This is a genomic window from Desulfoluna butyratoxydans (assembly GCF_900699765.1).
Taxonomy (GTDB): Bacteria; Desulfobacterota; Desulfobacteria; order Desulfobacterales; family Desulfolunaceae; genus Desulfoluna; species Desulfoluna butyratoxydans.
In genome coordinates, this window is record NZ_CAADHO010000002.1 from 117,085 (window position 1) to 140,658 (window position 23,574).

A 23,574-nucleotide genomic window follows, 5' to 3' on the forward strand; every position below is an offset into this window, starting at 1 on the left:
GGCTTCGCCCGTGAAAATCACGCCAACCACAAAGAGCCATGGGAATACCTTCCCATGGCTCTTTGTGGTTGGAAAGCGGATAAAGGACCAGACAATTTCAGCTGAAAATGGGGATCACATAGAAGAGCACGGCGAAAAAGTGGAGGATACTGCCTGTCAGCACGAAAAGATGCCAGATGGCATGGTTGAAGGGGAGCTTCTCCCACACATAGAAGACAATGCCGAAGGTATAGGCAAGGCCCCCGAAAAGCAGAAACGCCAGGCCACCTGTGTCCACCGAGGAGAGAAGGGGTTTGACGGCCACCACCACCGACCACCCCATCCCTGCATAGAGCCCGAGGGAGAGCGCCTCCCAGCGATGGATGGAGATGATCTTCAAGACAATACCCACCAGGGCCGCGGCCCAGATGCCCCCGAAAAGGACCCAGCCCCAGGCGCCGCGAAGGCTCACCAGGGTAAAAGGGGTGTAGGTGCCGGCGATGAGAAGATAAATGGCGGAATGGTCAAAAACCCGAAGCACGGATTTCAAGCGGGGGACGGTGACGCTGTGGTAGAGGGTGGAAAAGGTATAGAGCAGGACAAGGGCTGCCCCGAAGACGCTGCAGCCGACGATATGCCAGACATCCCCGTAAAGGGCGGCGAAGGTGGTCATGATGCACAACGCCGAGATGCCGAAAAGAATCCCCACGCCGTGGGTAATGCTGTTGGCGAGCTCCTCGCCGACACTGTAGCGGGGCAACGCCGCAACTGCACTCATTGTCTCCTCCCGATAAAATCCCTGGGCAGGTGTAACCCGTTAAATCAGAAGGAAAGATTACACCTTGGCCCGATTTATCGCAAGAAAAAATGCCCCGAAAAAAACGGGGTAACTGTTCAGCTCAAAAAAACAGCCTCCGGCGTCAAGGTTGGGGCACCGAAGGCTTACGCTTTTTTCCCGGTAAAAAGAGTCACGATGCCGAAGGTCATGGGGCGGGCGTGGACATCCGAGAATCCGGCCTCGGCCATAATGGCCTTGAACTCTTCGTGGCTGGGGAACTTCAGGACCGACTCGGGCAGGTAGGTGTAGGCCCCCCTGTTTTTGGAAAAAAGCCCGCCGATAACAGGAAGGATTTTCTGAAAATAGAGAAGGTAGAGACTTTTCAAGACCTTGTTGGTGGGGGTGGTGAGCTCCAGGACAGCCACACGCCCCTCCTTTTTGAGGCAGCGGTGGAACTCGGTGAGGGCACCCTTGCGGTCCATGATGTTCCGGATGCCGAAGGCGATGGTCACGGCGTCATAAGCGTCGTCAAAGCTGGGCAGGGCCAATCCGTTGCCCTGGGCCAGGGTGATGGCCTTTCCGTGGGGCTCTTCCGCTACCTTGGCCTTGCCCAGGGCCAGCATGTTGAAGGAGAAATCCGTGGCCACCACAGAAAGGCGCCCCTGGGTCCTTCGCACCGCTTCGATGGCCATGTCGCAGGTGCCGCAGGCCACGTCGAGCATTTTTTTTCCGCGCCCGTTGCCAAGCTTGAGGGAGGCAATGGCCCTGCGCCTCCAAATCACGTCCTGGTACAGGCTCAGGCTCCGATTCAACACATCGTACTTCGGGGCAATGGCGTCAAACATCTCTCGAATGAAGGGCAGCTCTACATTATTCATTGACAACACCAAATTCTGATTTAATTTAGTCCATGGTTCTGCCGACATGGGAGGGGTGCGCCCTGTATGAACGTCACCTGATGGTGGCGGAACCACGCCGACGGCCGAGCCCCATATTCCGGGCAGCCTAAAGGGATGACCCCGCGCCCGCAAAGGGCGTATCGCAGGACCAAGCCATCGAAATTATCACAATTGGTCAACCGTGACAACCTGTTGGAAGCGTATCGGAAATATACATGACGACGAAAAGAGACTACTACGAAATCCTCGACGTCGATCGCGAGGCAAGTGCCGAAGAGCTGAAAAAGAAATACCGCAAGCTGGCACTGAAATACCACCCCGACCGAAACCCCGGGGACAAGGAAGCCGAGGATAAATTCAAAGAGGCGGCCGAAGCCTACGACGTCCTCACCGACCCCAAAAAACGCCAGATCTACGACCAGTACGGCCACCAGGGCCTTGAAGGCAACGGTTTCTCCGGCTCCGGCGGGTTTGACGACATCTTCTCCAGCTTCGGCGACATCTTCGAAGACTTCTTCGGCATGGGCGGCGGAGGCCGGGGCCGCGGACGCGGCAGGAGCCGGGTCCAGCGCGGGGCCGACCTGCGTTACGACCTCACCATCGATTTTGAAGAGGCCGCCTTCGGCACGGAAAAAGAGATCAAGCTGGACAAGCGCCAGACCTGCACCACCTGTGAAGGCAACGGCTGCAAACCCGGCACCGAACCCGAGGTCTGCCATCTCTGCAAGGGCACGGGCCAACACACCCAGAGCCAGGGATTTTTCACGGTGCGTTCCACCTGTCCGGCCTGCCAGGGCCGCGGCAAAACCATCAAGACCCCCTGCCCCGACTGCAACGGCCGCGGCCAGGTGGCCGTGAGCAAGACCGTCTCCCTGAAGATCCCGGCCGGCGTTGACACCGACTCCCGCCTGCGCCTCACCAGCGAAGGGGAAGCCAGCCCCAACGGCGGCCCCGCAGGAGACCTCTACGTCTTCATCTCCGTGCGCCCCCACAAGCACTTCCAGCGCAACGGCAACGACATCATCTGCCTGGTGGAGATCTCCTTTATCCAGGCGGCCCTTGGAGCCACCATCACCATCCCCACCCTGGAAGGCGAAGAGTCCCTCAAGATCCCGGCAGGGACCCAGTACGCCGAGACCTTCCGGTTCCCCGGCAAAGGCATTCCGTCCCTGCGGGGCGGCAGGCCCGGGGACCAGATCATCCAGGTGGAGATCACCACCCCCAAGAAAATCTCCAAAAAGCAGGAGAAGCTCCTCCGGGAATTTGAAAAGCTCGATTCGGAAAAGTTCACCAACAGGCTGAAGAACCTCCTCAAGGGGTCTGGCTACTAAACGAAGGAGAGCCCATGTTTGAATTGAAAGTCACCACCCGTTTTGCCGCTGCCCACCGCCTCACCATGGTGGGCGAACAGTGTGAGAACCTCCATGGCCACAACTGGCACGTGGAAGTGTACGTTCAGGGAGAAAAGCTGGACAAAGGCGGGGTCCTCATGGACTTCGGCATCGTCAAAAAAGAGCTCAAAGAGGTGATAGGTACCCTGGATCACACCTACCTGAACGAGTCGGACATCTTCAAGGACGCGCCCCCCTCCTCCGAGCACATTGCCATGTACATCGCCAAGGAGCTGGAACGCCGTATCGACGTGGACGGGGTCAAGGTCTCCCGTGTCTCGGCCTGGGAATCTGAAAACTCCTGCGCCACCTACATCGCCGACTGATTGCACTCCAACGGGACAGGAGACCATGAAATTCAGACCGTGCATCGACCTCCACCAGGGGGTCGTCAAACAGATCGTGGGCGGCACGTTGACCGACTCGGACGAGTCGCCCACCACCAACTTTTCCGCCACCCGGCCAGCCTCCTGGTTTGCCGAGCTCTACCGCAAGGACAACCTCACCGGAGGCCACGTCATCCAACTGGGACCGGGTAACGAAGAGGCGGCCTGCGGGGCCCTTTCAGCCTGGCCCGACGGCTTGCAGGTGGGCGGTGGCATCACTTGCGACAATGCTGTCTCCTGGCTTGACCGGGGGGCTGCAGCCGTCATCGTCACCTCCCACGTCTTCCACGACGGCCGCATCGATGAAGAGCGCCTGGCCAAACTGGTCAAGACCGTGGGCAAAGAGCGGCTCGTCCTGGACCTGAGCTGCCGGCGCAGCGACCAAGGCTACCGCATCGTCACCGACCGCTGGCAGACCTGGACCGATGAGGTGATCACCCTCCCCCTGCTGGACCGCCTGGCAGACTCCTGCCATGAGTTCCTCATCCACGGCGTGGACGTGGAGGGCATGGTCTCGGGTATTGAAGAACCCCTGGTGGAACTCCTGGGAAAGTGGGGGAAGCGCCCCGTCACCTACGCCGGGGGAATCCGCTCCCTTTCGGACATTGAGACCATCGACACCCTGGGCAACGGGGCCATCGACTTCACCGTGGGAAGCGCCCTGGACATCTTCGGAGGCGACGCCCTGGCCTACGAGACCCTGAGCCAGCGCTACAGCGGCTGACACGCCTTTGTACAAATCGTGCAAACCAACCTGCTTGGTTTGCACACCCCATTCCCCTCGCCGCCCCGAAACCAGCCGTCACCCCATCGTGAACCCCCTGCATTTCCGAAACATCCCACCGACATACGCACCAGGCACAATGCTTGCATAAACCTGTTGCCGAACCCCGGCCGATCAGCCTGCACCACAGGCCCGTCCGCGCCATCACCGGACCCGTCACGCATGGGCGAACGAGGTGTCCGAAACCGGCCTGTCACCAAGGCCCACAACCCCACGGAGGTCACCGACCATGAGATCCATTCTGCCCGGCCCCATCAGGGGGGTCCTCGCTTTTCTGCTCTATTTCCTCAACTCCATTGTCACCATTGTGCCTTTGGTGACCGTTGCCATCACCAAGCTGGTGATCCCCTTCTCCTTCTGGCAACGAGCCTCCCGGAAGATCCTGGATGTGCTGGCCACAAACTGGATCGACGTCAACACTTTCAACATGAGGCTCATGCAGAACATCGACCTGGAAGTCACCGGAACCGAAGGCCTCAAAAGGGACATGTGGTACCTTGTCATCAGCAACCACCAGAGCTGGGTGGACATCCTCATCCTCCAGAGGGTCCTCAACCGCAAAATCCCCTTTCTGAAGTTTTTCCTCAAAAAGGAGCTCATCTGGGTCCCCATCATGGGCCTCGCCTGGTGGGCCATGGATTTTCCCTTTATGAAGCGCTACTCCAAAGAGCAGCTCAAAAAACACCCCAACCTCAAGGGAAAAGACATCGAGGTCACCCGAAAGGCCTGCGAAAAGTACAAAACCATCCCGGTCTCCATCGTCAACTTCGTGGAAGGCACCCGCTTCACCCCGGGCAAACACACCCGGCAAAGCTCCCCCTTCACCCACCTGCTCAAACCCAAGGCCGGGGGTGTCGCCTTTGTCCTGGGTTCCATGGGCGAGCTTATGACCGGCATCGTCAACGTCACCATCGTCTACCCCAACGGCACAAAGAGCTTCTGGGAATACCTCTGCGGTAAGATCGACGCCGTCAAGGTCCACGTGGAGCTCATGGAGGTCACCGACGACATCATCGGCTCCTACGAGAACGATCCCGACTTCCGCGCCCACTTCCAGACCTGGATCAACGGCGTCTGGGAAGCCAAAGACCGACGCATCGACCAACTGCGCAAGGCGGCATAAAAACCGAGAGGCCTCCGGCGGCCCTGCCGGGGGCCAAACTTTTAAAAAGTTTGACAAACAGGTCTTAAGCAAGTCTTTCCAGGCTTCGCCGAAATAATTTCCACTTTTTGCATTACAAAAGTTTTTTGCGGAGCTTTTTTTCAAAAAAGCGACCCGCCGGAGGCAAGCTGAATAGTTACTGCCGTTTTAAATGCAGATGAGATTTGACCCGAGGAACGAGGGGCAAATCACATCTGCCATCAGCTTTCAAGGTGGCACACCTTCCCGCCGGAGGCTGTTTTTTGGAGCTGAATAGTTACGGGATTTTTTCCTTCCTGACGCCCCCCATGACCACATGCCACGCCCCATTCCCCTCAGTCCCATCCAAGACTCGCTTCCACAGCCGGCCATCGCTCCTCGCCCAGCCCCCCTGGGGGAACATTATCTATGGCTCATATTCAGCTATTTACAGGCTAAATCAAGTAGGATACGGTTTTTCAGGACGGACCGGAAGGTGATGTGGAGCAACTCTTTTTACCGGGGAGACAAACGATGGAGTTCGGTGGTTACAGGTGTCATGGGGTGGAGATGTGCGATTTTCTTCTGGACGGAGGCGCCATGTTCGGGGTGGTGCCCAAGCCCCTCTGGGAAAAAAAGATCGCCTCGGACGACAAAAACCGCATCCCGCTTAAGGCGCGGTCCCTGCTCCTTCGCGGCAACGGCCGCAACATTCTGGTGGACACCGGCTGCGGCACGAAGTTCAGTGACAAGGAGCTTGCCATCTACGGGGTCACGTCCACCCGCAGCCCGGACCAAGCGCTGAGCGACTTCGGCCTCTCCACGGCGGAGATCACCGACGTCATCCTCACCCACCTTCACTTCGACCACGCAGGGGGCACCACCTTTCTCAAGGACGGCAAGGCAGTCCCTACCTTTCCCAACGCCACCTACTACACCCAGAAACGCCAGCTCAACTGGGCCAAGCACCCCACCTTGAGGGATCGGGCCAGCTTTTTTGCCGAGAACTGGGCACCCATGGAAGAAAGCGGGCAACTCACGGTCCTGGACGGCAACACCCTGCCCATCGACGGTATCGACCTGCTCTTCTCCGACGGCCACACCTGCGGCCAGCAGCTCCCCCTCATCCACGGCGAGGAGGGCGCCCTGCTCTACTGCGGCGACCTGATCCCCACCTCGGCCCACATCCCGGTCCCCTGGCACATGGGCTACGACAACCAGCCCCTGCTCATCATGTCCGAAAAGGAGAACGTCCTCAAACAGGCCGTGGCCGGGAACTGGACCCTCTTTTTCGAACACGATCCCGCCATCGCCGCGGCCACCGTCAAAGAGGGCCGCAAAGGGATCGAAAGAGACCGGGTCGTAGAAATATTATAATACGAGGTAACGATTCAGCGCCAAAAAGCCTCCGGCGGCCCTGCCGGGAGCCAAACTTTTATAAAGTTTGACAAACAGGTTTTTAAATCTCCCAACACCTTGGAAGTAGTCCGGTTAAAACTGATTATCAACGGGTTACGATAACGCATCCCGGTCCTCCAAGGTTTGTGGGATAGTTTGTACAATCCACCAGCTTACGTATCGGGCGAAGCCCGGGCCGAAGGCGCGTGCGCATTTTTCTGGGGAACGAAGGAAAATGCGCACGCGCAATCAGCTTTCGAGGTGGCTCCACCTCGCCGCAGGAGGCTGTTTTTTGATGCTGAATAATCACAAAACAAACTGCTTTACCACGGACGTATACCTTACGCGTCATTGTTAAACCCCACACCAGCCCCGGAGGCGCCCATGCTCACCTTCATGCTCACGGTTATACTCATCCTCGCCCTGATCCTCCTTACCCCCCTGGCCCTGCTCAAGATCAAGCTCGCCCGCGGCATCAAACGACAGAAGATGGAGAATGCCGCGTACCGGGCACCGACCCTCGACGCTTCCCACGGGGTCTCCTCCCTCACCGTGCTGCCCCTGGTGGACTACCACGCAGCCGAGCCCGGCCTTGCCACCGAAGCCGGGGTCTCCTACCTCGTCAGGGCAGGGGACACTAAGATCCTCCTGGACGTGGGCGCCAATGAAAAGGGGGAGCACCCCTCTCCCCTGCTGGCCAATGCCGAAGCCCTCGGAGTGGATTTAAACAGCCTCGACGCCCTGGTCCTCAGCCACCTCCACCGGGACCACGTGGGGGGCATCCCCGAAGAGAAGGAGAAACGGTTCTCCTTTTCCCAAGGGCCCTTTTCTGTGGTCGACCTCCCCGTCTACACCCCGGAGCCCCTCACCGGTCACCTGCCCGAAGGATGCCGTCCCATAACAGTCACCGAACCCCGGGAGATCGCGCCGGGGGTCTGGTCCCTGGGCCCCATGGGCCGGTCCCTGTTTTTCATGGGCTATACCCTGGAACAGGCACTGGCCGTCCACGTCCAGGGCAAAGGCATGGCCCTTATTATCGGTTGCGGCCACCCCACCATCGAAGGACTCATCGAACGCTGTGAAGCCCTTTTTCCCCACCCTGTGTTTGCCGTCATCGGCGGGCTCCACTACCCCATCCGCGGAGGACGCATCAAGGTAGGCCCCGTGAACATCCAGAAATACGTGGGCTCCGACAGAATGCCGTGGAACGGCCTCACCGAAGCCGACGTCCGAAGCGGCATCGAAACCATCAAAAAGGCCGGAGTCACCACCGTGGGCCTCTCCCCCCACGACAGCTGCGACTGGAGCCTGGACCAATTCCGAAAGGCCTTTGGCAAGGGCTATGCCGAAGTGCAGGTGGGGCGCCCCATTGCCCTGTCTGAATAGACCCTTCAGAATTTAAAAAACAAGCCTCCGGCGGCAAGGTGTGCCACCTTGAAAGCAGATTGACAATGCGCTTTGATCCTCGTTTGGGCCATCGGCCGGTTGCCCCCCGAACTCCCTTGTGCCCTGGAGCGCCGCACTCCGGGGCATTGTTGAGCCGAATACTCATTCGGTACGCATAAAACAAACGCCCGGTGAGACTTTTTTATCCACCGGGCGGCATCGGGTGACTCCAATGGAGTCACCCGGATCTTTTTTTCCCTTTTCCCATCCCTGCCCTTTGGGCCCCAAAGAAGACCAGAAGCCCCGTTATTCAGGGTTCCATAAATTATTTTCCCATCTTGGCACGGACTGTGTATTAGGTAAGAGTACTCCCACACAGGGAGTTTCTTCATCATATTCTCCTATCGTTCACAGCTTGGTGGGGGGGACGCTCAGCCGGAAACGGCCGCGACCCCCACATCAAATGCTGTGAGATTCTGAGCCAGCGTCTCCCCGTCAAACCGCTTTTCCGCAGCCCCTTCAAACAGCTCCCGTGCCAGGGGAAGTTCACCTGTTCCCGCCAAAGCCCCTGCCATGATGACGTTGCCCAGCACCGGCGCTCCGATCTTGACGGCTTCTTCCGTGGCATTGAGGAACCAGGCCCCCTCTGTCATCTCCAGGATCCAGCCCCTGATCTCCTCATCCGAGGGGTAACTGAGCTGCCCGGAGATCACCCCCACCGGCAGAAAAGGACGCGTGTTGGTGATCACCTTCACCTGACGGTTCCCAAAATCCTTGAGCACCCGAATCGCCTCGGAGGGCTCCATGGAGACCACCATGTGCGCCTTGCCCAACGGAATCTGCGGCGACCAGCTGCACCGGGCGGAAATACGAAGGTGGCTCATCACCGAGCCCCCACGCTGCGACGCCCCGAAGGTCTCCCCGATGGTAACAAAAAAACCCTGGGCCGCCAGCATGGAGCCGATGGTCCGCGACGTCATCACGTTGCCCTGCCCGCCCACCCCCGCAACAATCAAATTGTACGGATCATGGGGAAGTCCTCTGCCATCCATATGCTCTCCTCTGTCCGCAAAAAAGCACGAACACAAAAACAAGTTCAACAAACGCCTCCGGCGGCCCTGCCGGGGGCCAAACTTTTGAAAAGTTTGACAAACATCTTTTGAATATAATTTTGGGTATTTCATCGATAGCGGCAAATCATATGCCTTTTCTTCATGGCATTTTTGAACCATGAAAAAAATGTATAGCCCATGACCTTATTCTCGGGCGCAGCCCGTCAGCAAATGTGAAGGGGCGAAGCCCCGGAGCATTTGCGAACCTGGGGTGCAGGGGCTCAGCCCCTGCCCGCCGGAGGCGCTTTTTGCCTTTTCTTTTATACCGGTGCCACCTTGCCGATGGCGCCCACAGGGCAAATATCCGCGCAGACGCCGCAACCGGTGCATACCACCTCATCGATGCGGGCTGTGCCTTTTTCTTTGTCCCAGACAAGGCCTGGGCAGGCAAAAATGCGGGTGCAGAGGCGGTTGCATCCGCAGGTTTCTCCCAGGCAGGTGGACTCGTCCACGCTCATCTCCCAGGCTTTGGTGCGTTTTTTTTCAGGGCTCAGGGCGCAGGCCTGCTTGAGGACCAGGACGCCAACGCCCTCCTGCTCCATGAGGTCAAAGAGGGTCTCCCGGGTGGTGGCCACCTCAAAGGGATCGGTCACGCTGACGCGGGCGCCAAGGGCCTTGCACACCGTGGGGATATCAATGGAGTGGGCGGGGCTTCCCATGGCATCGACCCCAAGGCCCGGATGGGGCTGAAAGCCTGTCATGGCCGTGCCGCTGTTGTCCAGGACCACAAGGGTCAGGTTGGCCCGGTGGTGGATGGCGTTGGCAAGGGGGGGAAGAATGGAGTGAAAAAAGGTGCTGTCCCCGCAGACCGAGACCACGGGCTGGTCCATGCCAAAGGGGGAGAGCTTGCCGAATCCGCTGGCCACGCCAGTGCCGGAGCCCATGGCATGCAGGGTCTTGAGGGTCGAGAACCCGGCCGGAAGCACGGCCATGGAGTAGCAGCCGATGTCTCCGCATACAAAGCCGTTGCGGTTGTCCATGGACAGGACCGTGTTGATGGACCAGAAGGAGGCGCGATGGGGGCACCCCGGGCAGAAGGTGGCCTCCCGGTTGGGGGAGCCCATGAAAGACACCTCGGTGGCCCGCTGGGCGTAGGCAGCCTCCAGGCCTTCATAGGGAATCTCCAGGATGGCGGACAGGGCACCCACCACGCGGTCCGGGTTCATCTCCCCGGTGGAGGCGAGGTTCCCCTCTTTTTTACCAAAGAAGTGTTTTACGCCGATTTCCCCTGCGGACTCAGCGGCCAGGATCTTGATCTCCCCTTCCAGGAACGGAAGAACCTCTTCCACCACCAGAACTTTTTCGGTGGAGGCCAGGTGTTTTTTCACCAGGACCTCGGGCAGGGGCCAGGTGGTGCCGAGCTTAAGAATCCCCACCCTCTCTTGGGCCTTCAGAAGGCTCACGGCCTCCCGGCTGTAGAGGGCACAGACCGAACTGGTGATGATGAGCAGCTCCGGGTTGTCCGGGCCTTCGTAGGTGTTAAAAGGAGAGGTCTCAAAAAGGGCCCGGGCCTTTTCGAGTTTCTCCTGCTGCTGGCCGTGTTTCCACTCCACGGGCGGGCTCATCACCACCCCTTCCATGGGGTCGATAATAAACCCGTCATGGGTAAAGCGCGCCCTCTTCTCTGTCTCCTGAACATTACCCATCACCACGGTGCCGCTGGCATGGGAGAGCCGGGTCACGGTCCGCAAGAGCACCACGTTGCGGATGCTCTCGGAGAGCTCGAAGGCCCAGGCTGTCATCTCTCTTGCCTCCTGGACATCCCCAGGTTCCAGCAGGGGCACCTCCATGAGCTTGGCGTAGGGCCGGGTCTCCCCTTCGTTGACGCTGGAAAGAGCCCCGGGGTCGTCGGCAGAGACCAGCACAATGCCCCCCCGGGTACCGGAGCCCGACAAGTGGAGCAGGTAGTCTGAAGCCACGTTGAGGCCCGGCTGCTTCATCACGGCCAGGGACCGCAGTCCGGCAAAGGAAGCGGCAGACGCCACCTCCAGGGCCACCTTTTCGTTCACCGACCACTCCACATAGAGCCCTTGGGATTCAGCCGACTCCGAAAGGGTTTCAATGATCTCGGACGACGGGGTTCCAGGGTAGCCTGCGGCAACAGCCACTCCGGCCTCCAGGGCCCCACGGACAATGGCCTCGTTTCCCATGCAGAGCCGACGCGTTCCCGGCTTCTCTTTATGCAGATGGCTCATCGCACCTCCCTGACGCCAGGGACCGGCGGCCCCGGTTCATGATCTTGTCCACAACGGCAGGGGCCACGCGAAACATCGACGGCCCCTCTTCACTGTTGAGCCCCCCGTCCTCACGGGCCTTCAGAAGGGCCCGGGCTTTTTTTGCGGCGGCGGCCTCCATGAGGCGGTCCGCCTGGGCCGGATCCACGGGGTCGGTATCAAGGTAGCCTCTGCTTACGGCCATTTCCACCAGGGCGTCTCCCACCTCGGTCCGACAGATGAGAAGATTCCAGGACGTGTCCCCCTCCATGGCCCCCACGGAAAGGTCGGTGAACTCCGCGGTCATGTCCGGGCAGACCCGGCAGCCGTCCGGGATGGCGTTTCGAATGGACTCCAGGGGAAGGTTGACGGTGCCGTCCGGGGTGTGAAGGGAAAACACCGAGGCAGGGGGCGGTGGTACGTCCATTCCGGTGACGGCCCCGGCATCCACCCCGTCGGGGACCAGGTCGGAAAATTGGCGGGCGTCTAAGGCCCAGGTGCAGAAAAGGCCGATGGTCAGGGTCACGGGATCGGTTTCAGAGCGATCCAGGGAATCGCACCGCATCTGCCCCACGGAGGTCACCTGGCAGGGCGTCCCCACCATGGCGATGCGCCGGAACCCTTCGGCCACGGCTTCATGTACGGCACCCACCGTGGGGGATGCCATGTACTTGGAGGAGGCACAGGCCAGGACCCCGGCCACGTCGGTGACCACGCGGGGCAGGGGCATCAGGCCCTTTCGATCGGTGAGGGCCGCGGCGTCGATGAGCCCGGTGTCAAAAGCCAGGGCCAGGAGGGAAGAGACGGTCCCCCCGTTCTGGTATGACGCCCTGCCAACCATCTTCTTTCCGGCACGGGCCTTGACCATGCGAAGAAAGCGGCCTGCGGGCTCTCCTGTGTAATGGCCCCCGGGAAGCTTTTTGCTAACGGCGTCCAGGTCCACTTCCGCCCTGGGGCAGTGGGCGTGGCAACGCCCCTTCTCGAGGTTGCAGTCGAAAAGCATGGCCACGCGCCCCTTATGGCTCCGAAAATAGGGACAGAGCCCCACGCAACCACCGCAATCCACGCACAGCCCCTTGTCCAGAACATCACGCACCAGCTCCATCCCTCCGCGAATCTCCATGGCAGTCTCCCTTGCATCGCACAAACGGGTGAATCGAAACCAGTTCTCCGGTTCCACGGAACAGGGGCCGGACGTGAGCCGTTGGCCCTCAGTTGTTCGACATCATCAAACAGCGTATATCATTATAAAAAAAGTATACGGGCATCCCATTTTTCCTGTCAACAAAATTATCGAACACTATTTTTATGTTGCGATCGTCGTTCATTTTAAGATACACACCTCATATTCCCTCCCATGGCTGTCCGGCCTGAAATATTTCACTTTACCTCGGGGCAGCATATTCGTATCGTGGTTTTCGGCATTACCAGGAACCGAACAGCTCTTTATGTTTCGATATACAGATCGTCAACCTTCCACTCGGAGAGATGCCATGTCACCCAGGAATAACGCTCTTTTCGTTTTACTCATCGCCCTGTCGTGCCTTCTGCCTGCCTCGGTGTCCGCCCAGGGCATGGTCAACGCCAGCTGCTCCTCCCAGATTGCCGAGGCCTTCGGCAAAACCGTCCTCAACGACTTCAAACAGACCACCGGTCTCAATGTCACCCTCCATGTCTTCTCCTCCCAGGTGTCCATCAACCGGCTGAAAAACGGCTTCTGTGAGCTGGCCGCCTCGGCCCTGCCCCTCTCTCCGGAGGATCGAAAACAGGGCCTCGTGGCCATCCCCATCTGCAAGGATCCCATGGTGGTCATTGCCTGTACGGAGATTCCGGTGGGGGACCTCTCCCTCACCGAAGTAAGGCGCCTTTTCAGCGGCAACATCCCCAACTGGAAAGAGGTGGGGGGACCGGACCTGCCCGTGCGCATCGTCACCCCGGTCAAGGAGACCGGGGCCTATGTCAACTTTGTGCGTCAGGCCATGGGCGCGTCCCAGATGAAATTCGATTACCAGGCGGCCCACTCCTCGTCGGCCGTTGAGGCAGTGAGCCACATTCCCGGGGCCCTCTCCTTTGCCACACGCAGCGTGGTGGCCAAATACGACAACGTCAAAATCTTCACCATCGACGGGCTTGAGCCCGGTTCCGAAGATTACCCCTACACGCAGACCTTCTCCCTGGTGACCCGGGGCCAGCCTTCCGGGGTGGTCCGGGAAGTGCTCAATTACACCCTGTCGGAAAAGGCCAGGGCAAACATGACGCGCCGGGGGCTCACCCCCCTTATCCAGTGATCCGTCATAAAGCCAACCGCCACCAGAGCAACGGGAGAACACCATGCACCTGAAAAGAACCATCGGCCTCATCTGGCTTTCAAGTCTCCTTCTCGCCATGGGGTGCGCCTCGGCCCTGACCATGTCGGCCCCGCGCGTGGAGGAGACCCGCACCGGAGACAAAGGGGTGGGCCAGCGCATCAACGCCGTCTACATGCTCGAAGAAGACGAAGGAATCTACACCCTCACCCGCCAGCCCTACTGCAAGGAGACCATCGAGGAGATCCAGATCTCCCGAAAGCGTCCCAGGGGCTTCATCATCGCCCTGTGCGAACTCCCCCTCTACGGCCTGGGGGCCGTGGACTACCTCATGGCAAAGATCTATGCCAACGCCAGCGAAGAGGAGCTGGGGCGCCTCATGGCCGACTCCGGCGACGTCATCCCCTGCGGGGACGTTGAAAAAGCCCCGGGGGAAAAGGTCCTTCTCCAGTTCCCGGATTCCGGAAGGCTCAAAAACCTCCTGACGGACGACAACGCCGTCATCCAGCTCGACGAATGCTTCAAAAAAAGCTGCCGGGACCTCCAGATCCATGTGTTCGTCAAAAAAGAGAACGACATCCTCTACATCTCAACCATCGACAAGACCTATACGCACTGAACAGGTGACGTTGAGCAAGAAAAGCAAGCCTCCGGCGGCGAGGTGAGCCACCTCGAAAGCTGATTGCCATTGCGCGTTGCCCTTCGTTCCTCAGGGCAACGCGCAATGGCCTTCGGCAGGGCCGCCGGAGGCATGCAAAACCCACAAACAAAAAAGGCCGTGATTCCCATGGAATCACGGCCTTTTTGCGTTTGGTTTCTCTGAGGTTCACCGGGGGTGTTCTACTTCACCTCCGGCAGGTCGGCTAACGTTTCGGCGAGGCGTTCGCTGATGCGCGCGGCTTTGTCCTTTGCCACATAGGCGAGGATTTTTCCTGCCACGTCTCCTTTGAGGTTCATGAAGAGGCGCTCGGCAATGACGATGTCCATGCTGTCCACGATGGCTGCGGCCTGTTTGGGCTTCATGCTGGAGTAGAGCTTGACCAGCTGCTTGATCTTTTTCTCCTCCTCCAGGCGCTGGGCTTCGTTCACCGCCTTCTCCTTTGCTTCCAGGCGGCTCAGGCTGGTTTCGATCTGACGGCGGAGGGTCTCCAGGGTTTCACGGGTGGCGTCCAGCTCGGCTTTAAGTTCTTTGAGCTTTTTCTCCTCCAGGCGAATGGCTTCGGCCCTGGCTTCAAGGGCGATGCGCTTGGCCTCCAGGCCCCGGAAGAGGATTTCCGGGGTCTCCACCACGGGGGCGGCAGCTTCTTGGCCCTCGGGGGCTTCCCCGTCCTGGGGATCGGCTGCCAGCACAGGAGCCCACAGGCTCCAGCAAATAAGCATCCCCACCATCACAACTCTCATTGCCTTCATCACGTCCTCACTCCCGGCTCCGGGCCGTGGCCGCCCGGTGCACCAGTACTGTCTCTTCGTCCAGTTTGCGCTGCTCTTCGTCCTGTTCGCGGAGAAACGCTTCACGCTGTCTCTCCTTCAGGGTTTCCATGGCCTTTCGCTCCACCGCGCACTTGGCCAGCTCACCGCGCTTGGCGTCCAGGTACCGCTGGACCTTCTCGGACAGGACCAGCTCTTCCTGCCACCGAACGGCGATGCCCTTGATGTAGGCCTGAACCCCCTGGAGCTCGGCGCCGCTCATGCCGTTGCCCATGCGACGGGAAAGGTTCTGTTCCACCTCGGCCCGCTCCTCCTCAAGGGCCGTCATCTCCCCCTTGACCCGGGCCAGCTCCTGGGTGAGGGCCCCCACCTCCTGCATCACAAGGCGCTCCTTGTGCTCGCGCAGGGAGAGCACCGACTCTAATTTGAATGTAAATTTTTTCATAAAAAAACAGTGCCTCCGGCGGCCCTGCCGGGGGCTAAACTTTTGCCTGATTTTACAAAGGCGGGTTTAACAAACAGGCCATAAAAACCGTTTGGGCAAATGAAGAATGAAATGGGCCGATTTTGCAAAAACAGTTGTCGCATGCCACACATCACGCGAATGCCCGAAAACGTATGCGTAATGTCTACCGCCCTGCATTCGCCATAGGGTTTCAAGGTGCCCCCACCTTGCCGCCGGAGGCTTTTTTTAAAGGCTGAACGGTTGCCCCCCTCCTTACGCCATAAAAAGGGCCTTCAACCGGTTGAGGGAGACGCCGTAGCTGCACTTCATCTCCACGTTCTGGCGAAGCAGGTCGTCGATCTTGGGCTTTAAGGCAATGGCCTCGTCGATCTGGGCGTTGCTGCCCTGGTTATAGGCCCCGATGGCGATCATGTCTTCGGACTGACGGTAGGTGGACATCAGCCCCTGGAGCCTGCTTCGCAGGGCCAGGTGGTCGGGTCCCACCACGTCGCTTGCCACACGGCTCACGCTGCCCAGTACTTCGATGGCGGGGTAATGGCCCCGGTTGGCCAGGTCCCTGGAGAGAACGATGTGGCCGTCCACGATGGAACGCACGGTGTCCCCCACAGGATCGTTCATGTCGTCCCCTTCCACCAGGGTGGTGTAGAACCCGGTGATGGAGCCCTTGCCCTCCACGGCCCCGGCCCGCTCCAGCAGGATGGGGATCTTCACGAAAAATGAAGAGGTGTAACCGCGGTTGGTGGGGGCCTCGCCTGCGGAGAGCCCCACGTCCCGGGAGGACATGGCAAAACGGGTGATGGAATCGATGATCAGGAGCACATCCTTGCCCTGGTCCCGGAAGTACTCTGCCAGGGCCGTGGCCTGGTAGGCACCGCGCATGCGCACCAGGGGGGGGCTGTCCGAGGTTGCCGCCACCACCACGGCCCGTTCCAGGCCCTCTTTGCCCAGGGTCTTGTCCACAAAATCTTTGACCTCACGGCCGCGCTCGCCGATGAGGCCGATGATGACCACTTCGGCTTCGGTGTAGCGGGTCATCATGCCCATGAGCACGCTCTTGCCCACCCCGGAACCGGCCATGATGGCCACGCGCTGGCCGCGTCCCACCGGGGTCATGAGGTTGATGGCGGAGATCCCCACGTCCAGGAATTCATCCACGGGCCGACGCTCCATGGGGTTAATGGGCTTTCCGTAAAGGGGATAGTCCACACAGGGCCCCAGAGGACCCTTGCCGTCGATGGGGTGGCCCAGGCCATCCACCACCCGGCCCAGAAAGCCGTCTCCCACGCTGGCGGCGGGCTCGGATTCAGACAGGCGGATGCGGTCTCCCTCGCACACCCCGGCGATGTCGCCGTAGGGCATGATCACCACGCGGCCTTCCCGGAACCCCACAACCTCCCCTGCCAGGGCTCTGCCCGAAGCGGTGAGGATGGTAACCAGGCTGCCGATACCCGCCTTGAGGCCCCGGCCTTCCACCACGAGCCCCAGGACCTGCTCTACACGGCCTTCGGAGGAAAAGAGACGCGTCTGGCGGGCCGCCTCTTCCATGATCTTCCAGACCCCGTGGTCATACGCCACCCGGCACCTCCCCGGGGTCGCCCATGGAAATGCCCGCGGCTTCGCCCACGCGGGAGAGGACCTCATCCAGGCGTTTTCTGGCGTGGGTTTCCAGCCAGCCGTTGTCGCTCTCTAAGCGGACTTCCCCTTCCTCAACCACCCCGTCCGGAAGAATGGTGATCTCCTGGAGGTTGGCAACACGCTGAAAAAGGTCGCCCCTCAGGCGCTCCACCGAATCAAAGTCATCGGGATTCACCCGCACGGTACAGGTCCCGGGATTCTCCAGGGCTGCCAGGGCTTCCACCAGGGAGCGGGCTGCCATTTCATCGTCCCGGTCGGCCTTGGCCAGGGCCACTTTTTCCGCCACCACCAGGGCCAGGCGAACCACCTCTTCTTCCCGGTTTTCACAGCTTTTACGCCACGCACCTTCAAAGCCAAGGATCAGGTTTTCAAGGCGTACCAGCATCTCCATGGCCCGCTCTTCCCCTTTGCTGAAGCCTTCGCGCTCACCCTTCTCAAAACCCATCTCAAAGGCCTGGCGCTCCACCTCAAAAAGGCCGGAGTCCTCGGCGGGAGTGGCTGGTGCGGTCTCCTGGTCACCGGTTTCCACATCGGCGGTGTCGGGCTCAGGGGGTGGTTCCGGTGCTGGCGGGGGCGTCGGTGTCTCCTGAACCGGGGGAGGCTCCGGCGCTTCCGGCGCAAAGGGGGCCTCTCCGGTCTCCACCGGCTCGCCCCCTTCGGGGTTGGGCTCTTCCTGTTTGAACTCCAGGCGGTGGAAATTCTGTATCCCTCCGCTACTCTCCCCACTGGGTACCGTTGATGTTTCAAACGCTCCGGAGGAGACCCCCACCAGGGGGCGAAACCCGTTTTCCGTCATACCGTCTCCCAACCAGCCCGGTACCCCGGGCAAACCATTCAAACTCACACTGCCTGGTGCGTGTCCGTTCCTGCGCAAATGCGGCCGCGGACACCTTCTGGGTTACACCAGGATATCGTCTTTGCCTTTTCCGGCCAGGGTAATGGTGCCCTCGGCCTCCAGGTCCTTGGCCGCCTGCACAACGGCCTGCTGGGCCCCCTCCACCTCGGAGAGTTTCACCGGCCCCATGACCTCCAGATCTTCCAGGATCATCTCGGCGGCACGTGAAGAGAGGTTGCCGAGGATCTTGTTCTTCATGTCTTCGCTGGCGGTCTTCAGGGCAATGGTGAGCTGAGCCCCCTCCACCCGCTTGAGCACCTCGCGCATACCGCGATCGTCCACGCCCACGAGGTCTTCGAAGACAAACATCATGTCCCGGACGTTCATGGCCATTTCCATGTCCTCTTCCTCGATCATCTCCATGACGGTGTCCTCGGTGGCCTTGTCCACGCCGCCGATGATGTCCACCAGCACCTGGAGTCCGCCCACTTTGCCGCCGGAGCTGACCATGTTCTTGAGCTCGTCCTTGAGGGCGCCGTCCACGTCCCGGACGATCTCCTCGGGGATCTGCCCGATGCGGGCCACCCTTAAGGCAACGTCCCCTTTCATCTCCTCGGGAAAGGAGATCAGCACGTCCGCCGCAATGTCCGGGGGCAAATGGGCCATGATCATGGCGATGGTCTGGGGATGCTCCAGGAGCAGGGCCGTGGAGAGGGATGCCACGTTGACGTCCCGGCTCCAGCCAAAGGGTTTGTCCCGCTGCAGGGCCTCGATCTCTTTCAGGATCTCTTCGGCACGATCCGCAGGCAGGGTGTTTTTGATGACGTTTCGGAGGAAGTCTCCGGACTCCACCATCAGCTTGGTGTCCCCTTCGAAGAGTTCGATGAACTCGTTGGCCACGGCGGCCAGGTCTTCCGGGAGGATCTCCCGGATCTGGGTCATGGTGGTGGCCACCAGCCGGATCTCGGCGTCGTTTAATTTCTTGAACACCTCGGCGGCCCGGCCTTCCCCCAGCGAAAGAAGGAAAATGGCCGCCTTCATGGGGCCTGTCATGGCCTTGTCCCCTTTTTGTGCGTTTTCTGCAGGCATTGTCCCTACTCCTCCCCCAGCCAGCCTTTGATAATGTTGGCCGCTTTGTCCACATCTTCACGCACCAGTCGCATGGCGCGCTCCTGGGGCGTACCGTCCCGAAGCACCCCGTCGGCCTGGGCATCTCCCCCGATGGAGACGGTGACGCCGTCGTCGTCCTCATCGAAGATATCGTCCTCCTCCTGCTGGTTCACCTCACGCAGGGTGCGGATCAGGGGCCGCACCACAAAGAGGAAGACCAGAAGGATGGCCAGCAGGTTGAGCCCCAGCTTGCCGTAATCGTCCACAAGCTTGTCCACGCCCTTGGCCGGAGGCTGCTCCAGCTCCCAGTCGTCGTCCATGGTAAAGGGCATGGACTCCACCGAGACCTGGTCTTCCCGGTCTGAGCTGTAGCCCATGGCCTGGCGCACGATGGTGGTAAAGAGCTTCATCTCCTCGGCGCTTCTGGGCACGTATTTACGGCTCCGGGTGCCGTCTTCCGAGATCTCCGTGGTGTAGGTACCGTCTAAGACCGCGGCCACGGAGATGCGCATCACCTCCCCCAGGGGGCGGGTGGTGCGGCGGGTGGTGCGGCTGATTTCATAGTTAACCGTGTCGTCGTTGCGCTGCTTGCTCTCGGTTTTTCGATTGGGGTCCAGGTCGGCCAGGGGGTTGACGCTGGAGATCTTGTCCGGCCCGACGTTGGTCTTGTCGCTCTTTTCAGCCACATTCTGGCGGCTTCGCACCACCTGCCCGTCGGGATCAAAGAGCTCTTCACTCACGTCCACCCGGGAAAAATCCATGTCCACGGTGACACGCACGATGCACTTGCCCTGGCCCACGATGCGCTCCAGCATGCTCTGGATGCGCTGGGTGACGTTCCGCTCGTAGGCGAGCTTGTAGGAGAGCTGGGAGTTGAGGAGCTGTTTATCCGCATCCTCGGGGGTGCCGCTGGAGAGGATCTTGCCCCGGGAGTCCACCACGGTGACCCGGTCCGGGGTGAGGTCTTCCACGGAGCTTGCCACCAGGTGCACGATGGCTTCCACCTGGCTCTGGGGCAGGGTCTTGCGCAGCTTTAAGAGCACGGAGGCGGACGGGGGCTTGGACTCTTCAACGAACACGGAGTCCTTGGGCATGACGATGAGGACGCGGGCGTCCCTCACCTCCTCGATCTCCCGGATGGTCCGGGCCAGCTCCCCCTGGAGGGCACGCTGGAAGTTGAGCTTCTGGACAAACTCCGTGGTGCCGAACTCGGTCTTGTTAAAAATCTCAAAGCCCACGCCGGAGCCCTTGGGCAGGCCTTCGGAGGCCATGGAGAGGCGCAGGTCGTAGAGCTTATCCGCAGGCACGGAGATACCGGAGCCGCCGGATTCCAGCTTGTAGGGAATCTTGAGTTCCTTGAGGCGGGTCACCACCTGGGAGGCGTCTTCGGGGGAGAGGCCGCGGTACAGGGAGCGGTACTCCACCATGTTGCTCCAGAAAATAATCCCGGCAAAGAGACTGATGACCACAAAAAGGAGGGCGCCCACCGCAATCTTGCGGGAAAGGGGCATCTTGGCGAGAACGTCACGGATCTGTTGAAAAAACTGAAACACCTGCAGGTTACCTCATGGCAGACAGCGTAAATCGAGCTCCTCGGTCCATCGGAAGATGCGTCACGGGAGGGGGAATAAGACAACGGGCAGGGACTACACCTGCATTTTCATCACATCGTTGTAAGCGGAGATCACCTTGTTGCGCACCTGAAGCAGGGCCTTCATGGCAATGTCCGCTTCCTGGAGGGCCAGCATCCCTTCGTGGATGCCCTTCTTGCCGGAGATCACCTGCTGGGCGGCGCTGTCGGCGTCCTGCTGCTTGGTGTTGACCTCGGCCAGGGCGCCCTTGAAGCGCTCTTCAAAGGAGGGGCCGTTTCCCACCCGGTTTTCAGCCGAAGGCTGCGGGGTGGAGACGCCTTGTGTGAGCTGGGTAATCTTCATGGTACCACCTGTCTCCTATCAGCGCCCGATCTCAAGGGCCTTCATGATCATGTTCTTGGAGTTCTCCACGGCCGTGGCGCTGGCGTCGTAGGAGCGCCTGGCCACCATCATGTCCGCCACCTCGGAGAGGACATCCACGTTGGGCATCTTCACATACCCCGTCTCCGGGTCGGCGTCCGGGTGCTCGGGGTTGTACTCCAGGCGGTAGTCCTCGGGGGAGCTGACGATCTCCGTCACCTTCACGGTGTCACCCCGGGCCATCTCCCGTGCGAAGACGTTATCGAAGCTCTCGGGCGCTTCTTTTTCAAAGACCACCATCTTGCGACGGTAGGGCCCGCCCTCGGCGGTGCGGGTGGTCTCGGAGTTGGCGATGTTTTCCGCCACCACGTTCATCTTGGTGCGGTGGGCCGTAAGGGCCGAACTGCTGACTTTAATGGCTCCCAGAAGATCCATGGTAATTCCCCCTCAAACGTTATTTCACGCCTTCGCCGATGGCATCCCGAAGGGTGGCCACCTTGCGCATCATCATCTCCACGGTGGAGCGGTACCGGATGTTGTTCTCCACCAGCCGGGACATCTCCCGGTCCAGGTCCACGGGCGCGTCTTCCTCCATCTCTGCGTCAAAGGCCCCTGCGGGACGGCCCTGGAGGTGTTTGTCGTGGGTCCGGTCCAGGGGGCCGCCCCCCCGGGTCATCTCCATCTCCAGGGTTTTCTGGAAGTCCAGGTCCTTGGCCTTGTACCCCACCGTGTCCATGTTGGCAATGTTGCCCGTGATGAGGTTATGGCGTCGTGCGGAGACATCCATGGCCTTGCCGAGCATGGCGTAGGTGCTGTCGATGGGTAAATCGCGTGACATGATGGTCCGGCCTCTTTTGCGGTGATGGGTTGTCCACTGGCGCGTGAGCGCCCTTACGTTCCTGGGGGAGAATTAAATGCAACATCCGTGCCTTTACGGAATTTCGGAACCGTCTGCACGGTATTCGTTCAATTTGTTCCTTAAGGTCCGCACGCTGATCCCCAGGATCCGGGCTGCGTGGGTCCGGTTGCCGCCGGTCTGTTCCAGGGTGTCAAAGATCACCATGCGCTCCACCTCCCGCAGAGGTGCCCCCTTGAAATCACGGGCAATACTCCCTTCAGGTGCGACAGCGGGCTGGGGCATCTCCCCCTCCTCGAACCAGAGGGCCTCGGCCCCGATGGTCTCCCCGTCGGCCAGAAGCACGGCGCGGTGAATGAGGTTCTCCAGCTCCCGCACGTTGCCGGCAAAGGGGTAATTCCGCAGGCGATCCACGGCGTCGGACGTCAAATTTTTGACGGCGCGTCCGTCCTGGACGCTGAACCGCGCCATGAAATGACGGGCCAGGGCTTCGATGTCTTCCTGCCGCTCCCGGAGCGGGGGAATCTTGACGGGGATGACGTTGAGCCGGAAGTAAAGGTCTTCCCGGAACAGACCCTGCTCGATGGCCTCTTTCAAGTCCCGGTTGGAGGTGGCCACCACCCGGACATCCACGGAAACCGGTGAGGTCCCGCCAAGGCGGTCCACCTCTTTCTCCTGGATGGCCCGCAGCAGCTTGGCCTGGAGAATCACGGGCATCTCGGTGATCTCGTCCAGGAGCAGGGTCCCCCCCTGGGCCAGTTCGAATTTTCCGGCCTTTCGGGAGGTGGCGCCGGTAAAAGCCCCCTTTTCATGGCCGAAGAGCTCGCTCTCCATGAGGCTTTCGGGCAGGGCCGCGCAGTTCACCGCCACAAAGGGACCTGAACCCCTGCGGCTCTTGCCGTGCACGTACCGGGCGATCAGCTCCTTGCCCGTGCCGCTCTCTCCTGTGATGAGGACCGAAGCCGAGCTGTCGGCCACCCGGTCCAGCATGGAGAGAAGGGCCTCCATGCGGGGGTTGCAGGTGACAATGCGGGTCTTTCCGGCCACCCGTCCCCGGCCCGCGGCCGAGGCAGCCACCCGGGCGTCGGCCAGCAGAGCAATCTGCTCCGGGCTCACCGGGGCCATGAGGCAGTCCCGGGCCCCCTCTTTCATCCAGGCCACGGCAAGGGCGGCATCCGGGGTGTCCATCACCACCACGGCATCGGGCCCCTCCTCCTCGGCGGCCAGGGCCGCAAGAAAAGGGGTGAGACCATGGCCTGCGGACGGGGCATGGACCACCACAAGGTCGTGGTGCCCGACGGCAAGCTCAGACACATCGGGAAGCTCCGGCACGCGATCCAGGACGTGGCCCTTTGTTTCCAGGACGGGGCCCCACTCCCGGCTTCGGGAGAGCCCTTGATCAACCAATAACACCCGGCACGCTGCCATGTCCTTCCCTTCGTCTTCTCACTGCCGGCCCCACGGGCCAACCGTTTTAAAATCACAAACGCCACCGGCAGCTCCGCCGGTGGCCAAACGCTTAACGCATTAGATAAACAGA

23 protein-coding genes are annotated in these 23,574 nt (G+C 60.5%); 8 read left to right on the forward strand and 15 right to left on the reverse strand.

Translation table 11 applies throughout. The features are described 5' to 3' along the window. Nucleotides 1–97: 97 nt before the first annotated feature. Nucleotides 98–757 (reverse strand): PAQR family membrane homeostasis protein TrhA, encoded by a 660-nt coding sequence (gene trhA, locus MSL71_RS05670; RefSeq protein ID WP_180137706.1) that lies wholly within the window; start codon nt 755–757, stop codon nt 98–100. A gap of 164 nt (nt 758–921) precedes the next feature. Beyond that, nucleotides 922–1,635, reverse strand: a complete 714-nt coding sequence (gene ubiE / locus MSL71_RS05675; RefSeq protein WP_180137707.1) for a bifunctional demethylmenaquinone methyltransferase/2-methoxy-6-polyprenyl-1,4-benzoquinol methylase UbiE — start codon at nt 1,633–1,635, stop codon at nt 922–924. Between the two features lie 236 nt (nt 1,636–1,871). Between ubiE and dnaJ the strand changes: the two genes are divergently transcribed. From dnaJ to MSL71_RS05705, 6 genes are all read left to right on the forward strand, one after another. Beyond that, complete coding sequence (dnaJ, locus tag MSL71_RS05680) at nt 1,872–2,987, forward strand: molecular chaperone DnaJ (protein ID WP_180137708.1); 1,116 nt, start codon at nt 1,872–1,874, stop codon at nt 2,985–2,987. 14 nt (nt 2,988–3,001) lie between these two features. Beyond that, nucleotides 3,002–3,373, forward strand: a complete 372-nt coding sequence (gene queD, locus MSL71_RS05685) for a 6-carboxytetrahydropterin synthase QueD (RefSeq protein WP_180137709.1) — start codon at nt 3,002–3,004, stop codon at nt 3,371–3,373. Nucleotides 3,374–3,398: 25 nt separating this feature from the next. Continuing rightward, a complete protein-coding gene (gene hisA, locus MSL71_RS05690) occupies nt 3,399–4,157 on the forward strand; it encodes a phosphoribosylformimino-5-aminoimidazole carboxamide ribotide isomerase (protein ID WP_180137710.1) in 759 nt (252 codons plus the stop codon). A 289-nt stretch (nt 4,158–4,446) separates the two neighbouring features. Next, nucleotides 4,447–5,340: an acyltransferase gene (locus MSL71_RS05695; RefSeq protein ID WP_180137711.1), complete on the forward strand. Its 894-nt coding sequence runs from the start codon at nt 4,447–4,449 to the stop codon at nt 5,338–5,340. Nucleotides 5,341–5,871: 531 nt separating this feature from the next. Beyond that, nucleotides 5,872–6,714, forward strand: a complete 843-nt coding sequence (locus tag MSL71_RS05700; RefSeq protein WP_180137712.1) for an MBL fold metallo-hydrolase — start codon at nt 5,872–5,874, stop codon at nt 6,712–6,714. A gap of 405 nt (nt 6,715–7,119) precedes the next feature. Continuing rightward, entirely contained in the window at nt 7,120–8,121 is a 1,002-nt protein-coding gene (locus MSL71_RS05705; RefSeq protein WP_180137713.1) for an MBL fold metallo-hydrolase, read from the forward strand. Nucleotides 8,122–8,552: 431 nt separating this feature from the next. Here the strand turns inward: MSL71_RS05705 and MSL71_RS05710 are convergent, their stop codons facing one another. The 3 genes from MSL71_RS05710 to MSL71_RS05720 all read right to left on the reverse strand — a co-directional run bounded on the left by MSL71_RS05710 (nt 8,553) and on the right by MSL71_RS05720 (nt 12,569). Then, on the reverse strand, nt 8,553–9,173 hold the full coding sequence (locus tag MSL71_RS05710) for an indolepyruvate oxidoreductase subunit beta (RefSeq protein ID WP_180137714.1): 621 nt from the start codon (nt 9,171–9,173) through the stop codon (nt 8,553–8,555). Nucleotides 9,174–9,493: 320 nt separating this feature from the next. Next, nucleotides 9,494–11,428: a thiamine pyrophosphate-dependent enzyme gene (locus MSL71_RS05715; protein WP_180137715.1), complete on the reverse strand. Its 1,935-nt coding sequence runs from the start codon at nt 11,426–11,428 to the stop codon at nt 9,494–9,496. Beyond that, nucleotides 11,412–12,569: a Coenzyme F420 hydrogenase/dehydrogenase, beta subunit C-terminal domain gene (locus MSL71_RS05720; RefSeq protein ID WP_180137716.1), complete on the reverse strand. Its 1,158-nt coding sequence runs from the start codon at nt 12,567–12,569 to the stop codon at nt 11,412–11,414. Before MSL71_RS05720 ends, MSL71_RS05715 begins: the two co-directional genes overlap by 17 nt. A gap of 370 nt (nt 12,570–12,939) precedes the next feature. Between MSL71_RS05720 and MSL71_RS05725 the strand changes: the two genes are divergently transcribed. Both MSL71_RS05725 and MSL71_RS05730 read left to right on the forward strand, forming a co-directional pair. Then, a complete protein-coding gene (locus MSL71_RS05725) occupies nt 12,940–13,734 on the forward strand; it encodes a substrate-binding domain-containing protein (RefSeq protein WP_180137717.1) in 795 nt (264 codons plus the stop codon). Nucleotides 13,735–13,777: 43 nt separating this feature from the next. Beyond that, entirely contained in the window at nt 13,778–14,371 is a 594-nt protein-coding gene (locus MSL71_RS05730) for a hypothetical protein (RefSeq protein ID WP_180137718.1), read from the forward strand. Between the two features lie 221 nt (nt 14,372–14,592). Here MSL71_RS05730 and MSL71_RS05735 read toward each other — a convergent pair whose 3' ends face one another. From MSL71_RS05735 to MSL71_RS05780, 10 genes are all read right to left on the reverse strand, one after another. Continuing rightward, complete coding sequence (locus tag MSL71_RS05735; protein ID WP_180137719.1) at nt 14,593–15,162, reverse strand: MotE family protein; 570 nt, start codon at nt 15,160–15,162, stop codon at nt 14,593–14,595. 7 nt (nt 15,163–15,169) lie between these two features. Next, the gene (gene fliJ / locus MSL71_RS05740; protein WP_180137720.1) at nt 15,170–15,625 is read right to left on the reverse strand and encodes a flagellar export protein FliJ; all 456 of its coding nucleotides are present in this window, start codon (nt 15,623–15,625) and stop codon (nt 15,170–15,172) included. 273 nt (nt 15,626–15,898) lie between these two features. Beyond that, nucleotides 15,899–17,221, reverse strand: a complete 1,323-nt coding sequence (locus MSL71_RS05745) for a FliI/YscN family ATPase (protein ID WP_246317721.1) — start codon at nt 17,219–17,221, stop codon at nt 15,899–15,901. After that, a complete protein-coding gene (locus MSL71_RS05750; protein ID WP_180137721.1) occupies nt 17,211–18,077 on the reverse strand; it encodes a FliH/SctL family protein in 867 nt (288 codons plus the stop codon). Before MSL71_RS05750 ends, MSL71_RS05745 begins: the two co-directional genes overlap by 11 nt. A 102-nt stretch (nt 18,078–18,179) precedes the next feature. After that, complete coding sequence (fliG, locus tag MSL71_RS05755) at nt 18,180–19,205, reverse strand: flagellar motor switch protein FliG (protein WP_180137723.1); 1,026 nt, start codon at nt 19,203–19,205, stop codon at nt 18,180–18,182. 5 nt (nt 19,206–19,210) lie between these two features. Further along, complete coding sequence (gene fliF, locus MSL71_RS05760) at nt 19,211–20,779, reverse strand: flagellar basal-body MS-ring/collar protein FliF (RefSeq protein ID WP_180137725.1); 1,569 nt, start codon at nt 20,777–20,779, stop codon at nt 19,211–19,213. A 93-nt stretch (nt 20,780–20,872) separates the two neighbouring features. Further along, on the reverse strand, nt 20,873–21,160 hold the full coding sequence (gene fliE / locus MSL71_RS05765; protein WP_180137726.1) for a flagellar hook-basal body complex protein FliE: 288 nt from the start codon (nt 21,158–21,160) through the stop codon (nt 20,873–20,875). 18 nt (nt 21,161–21,178) lie between these two features. Continuing rightward, nucleotides 21,179–21,613, reverse strand: coding sequence for a flagellar basal body rod protein FlgC (gene flgC / locus MSL71_RS05770; protein WP_180137728.1), 435 nt, complete (start codon nt 21,611–21,613; stop codon nt 21,179–21,181). Between the two features lie 19 nt (nt 21,614–21,632). Then, on the reverse strand, nt 21,633–22,016 hold the full coding sequence (flgB, locus tag MSL71_RS05775; protein ID WP_180137730.1) for a flagellar basal body rod protein FlgB: 384 nt from the start codon (nt 22,014–22,016) through the stop codon (nt 21,633–21,635). Between the two features lie 93 nt (nt 22,017–22,109). Continuing rightward, on the reverse strand, nt 22,110–23,447 hold the full coding sequence (locus tag MSL71_RS05780; protein WP_246317722.1) for a sigma-54 interaction domain-containing protein: 1,338 nt from the start codon (nt 23,445–23,447) through the stop codon (nt 22,110–22,112). Between the last annotated feature and the right edge of the window lie 127 nt (nt 23,448–23,574).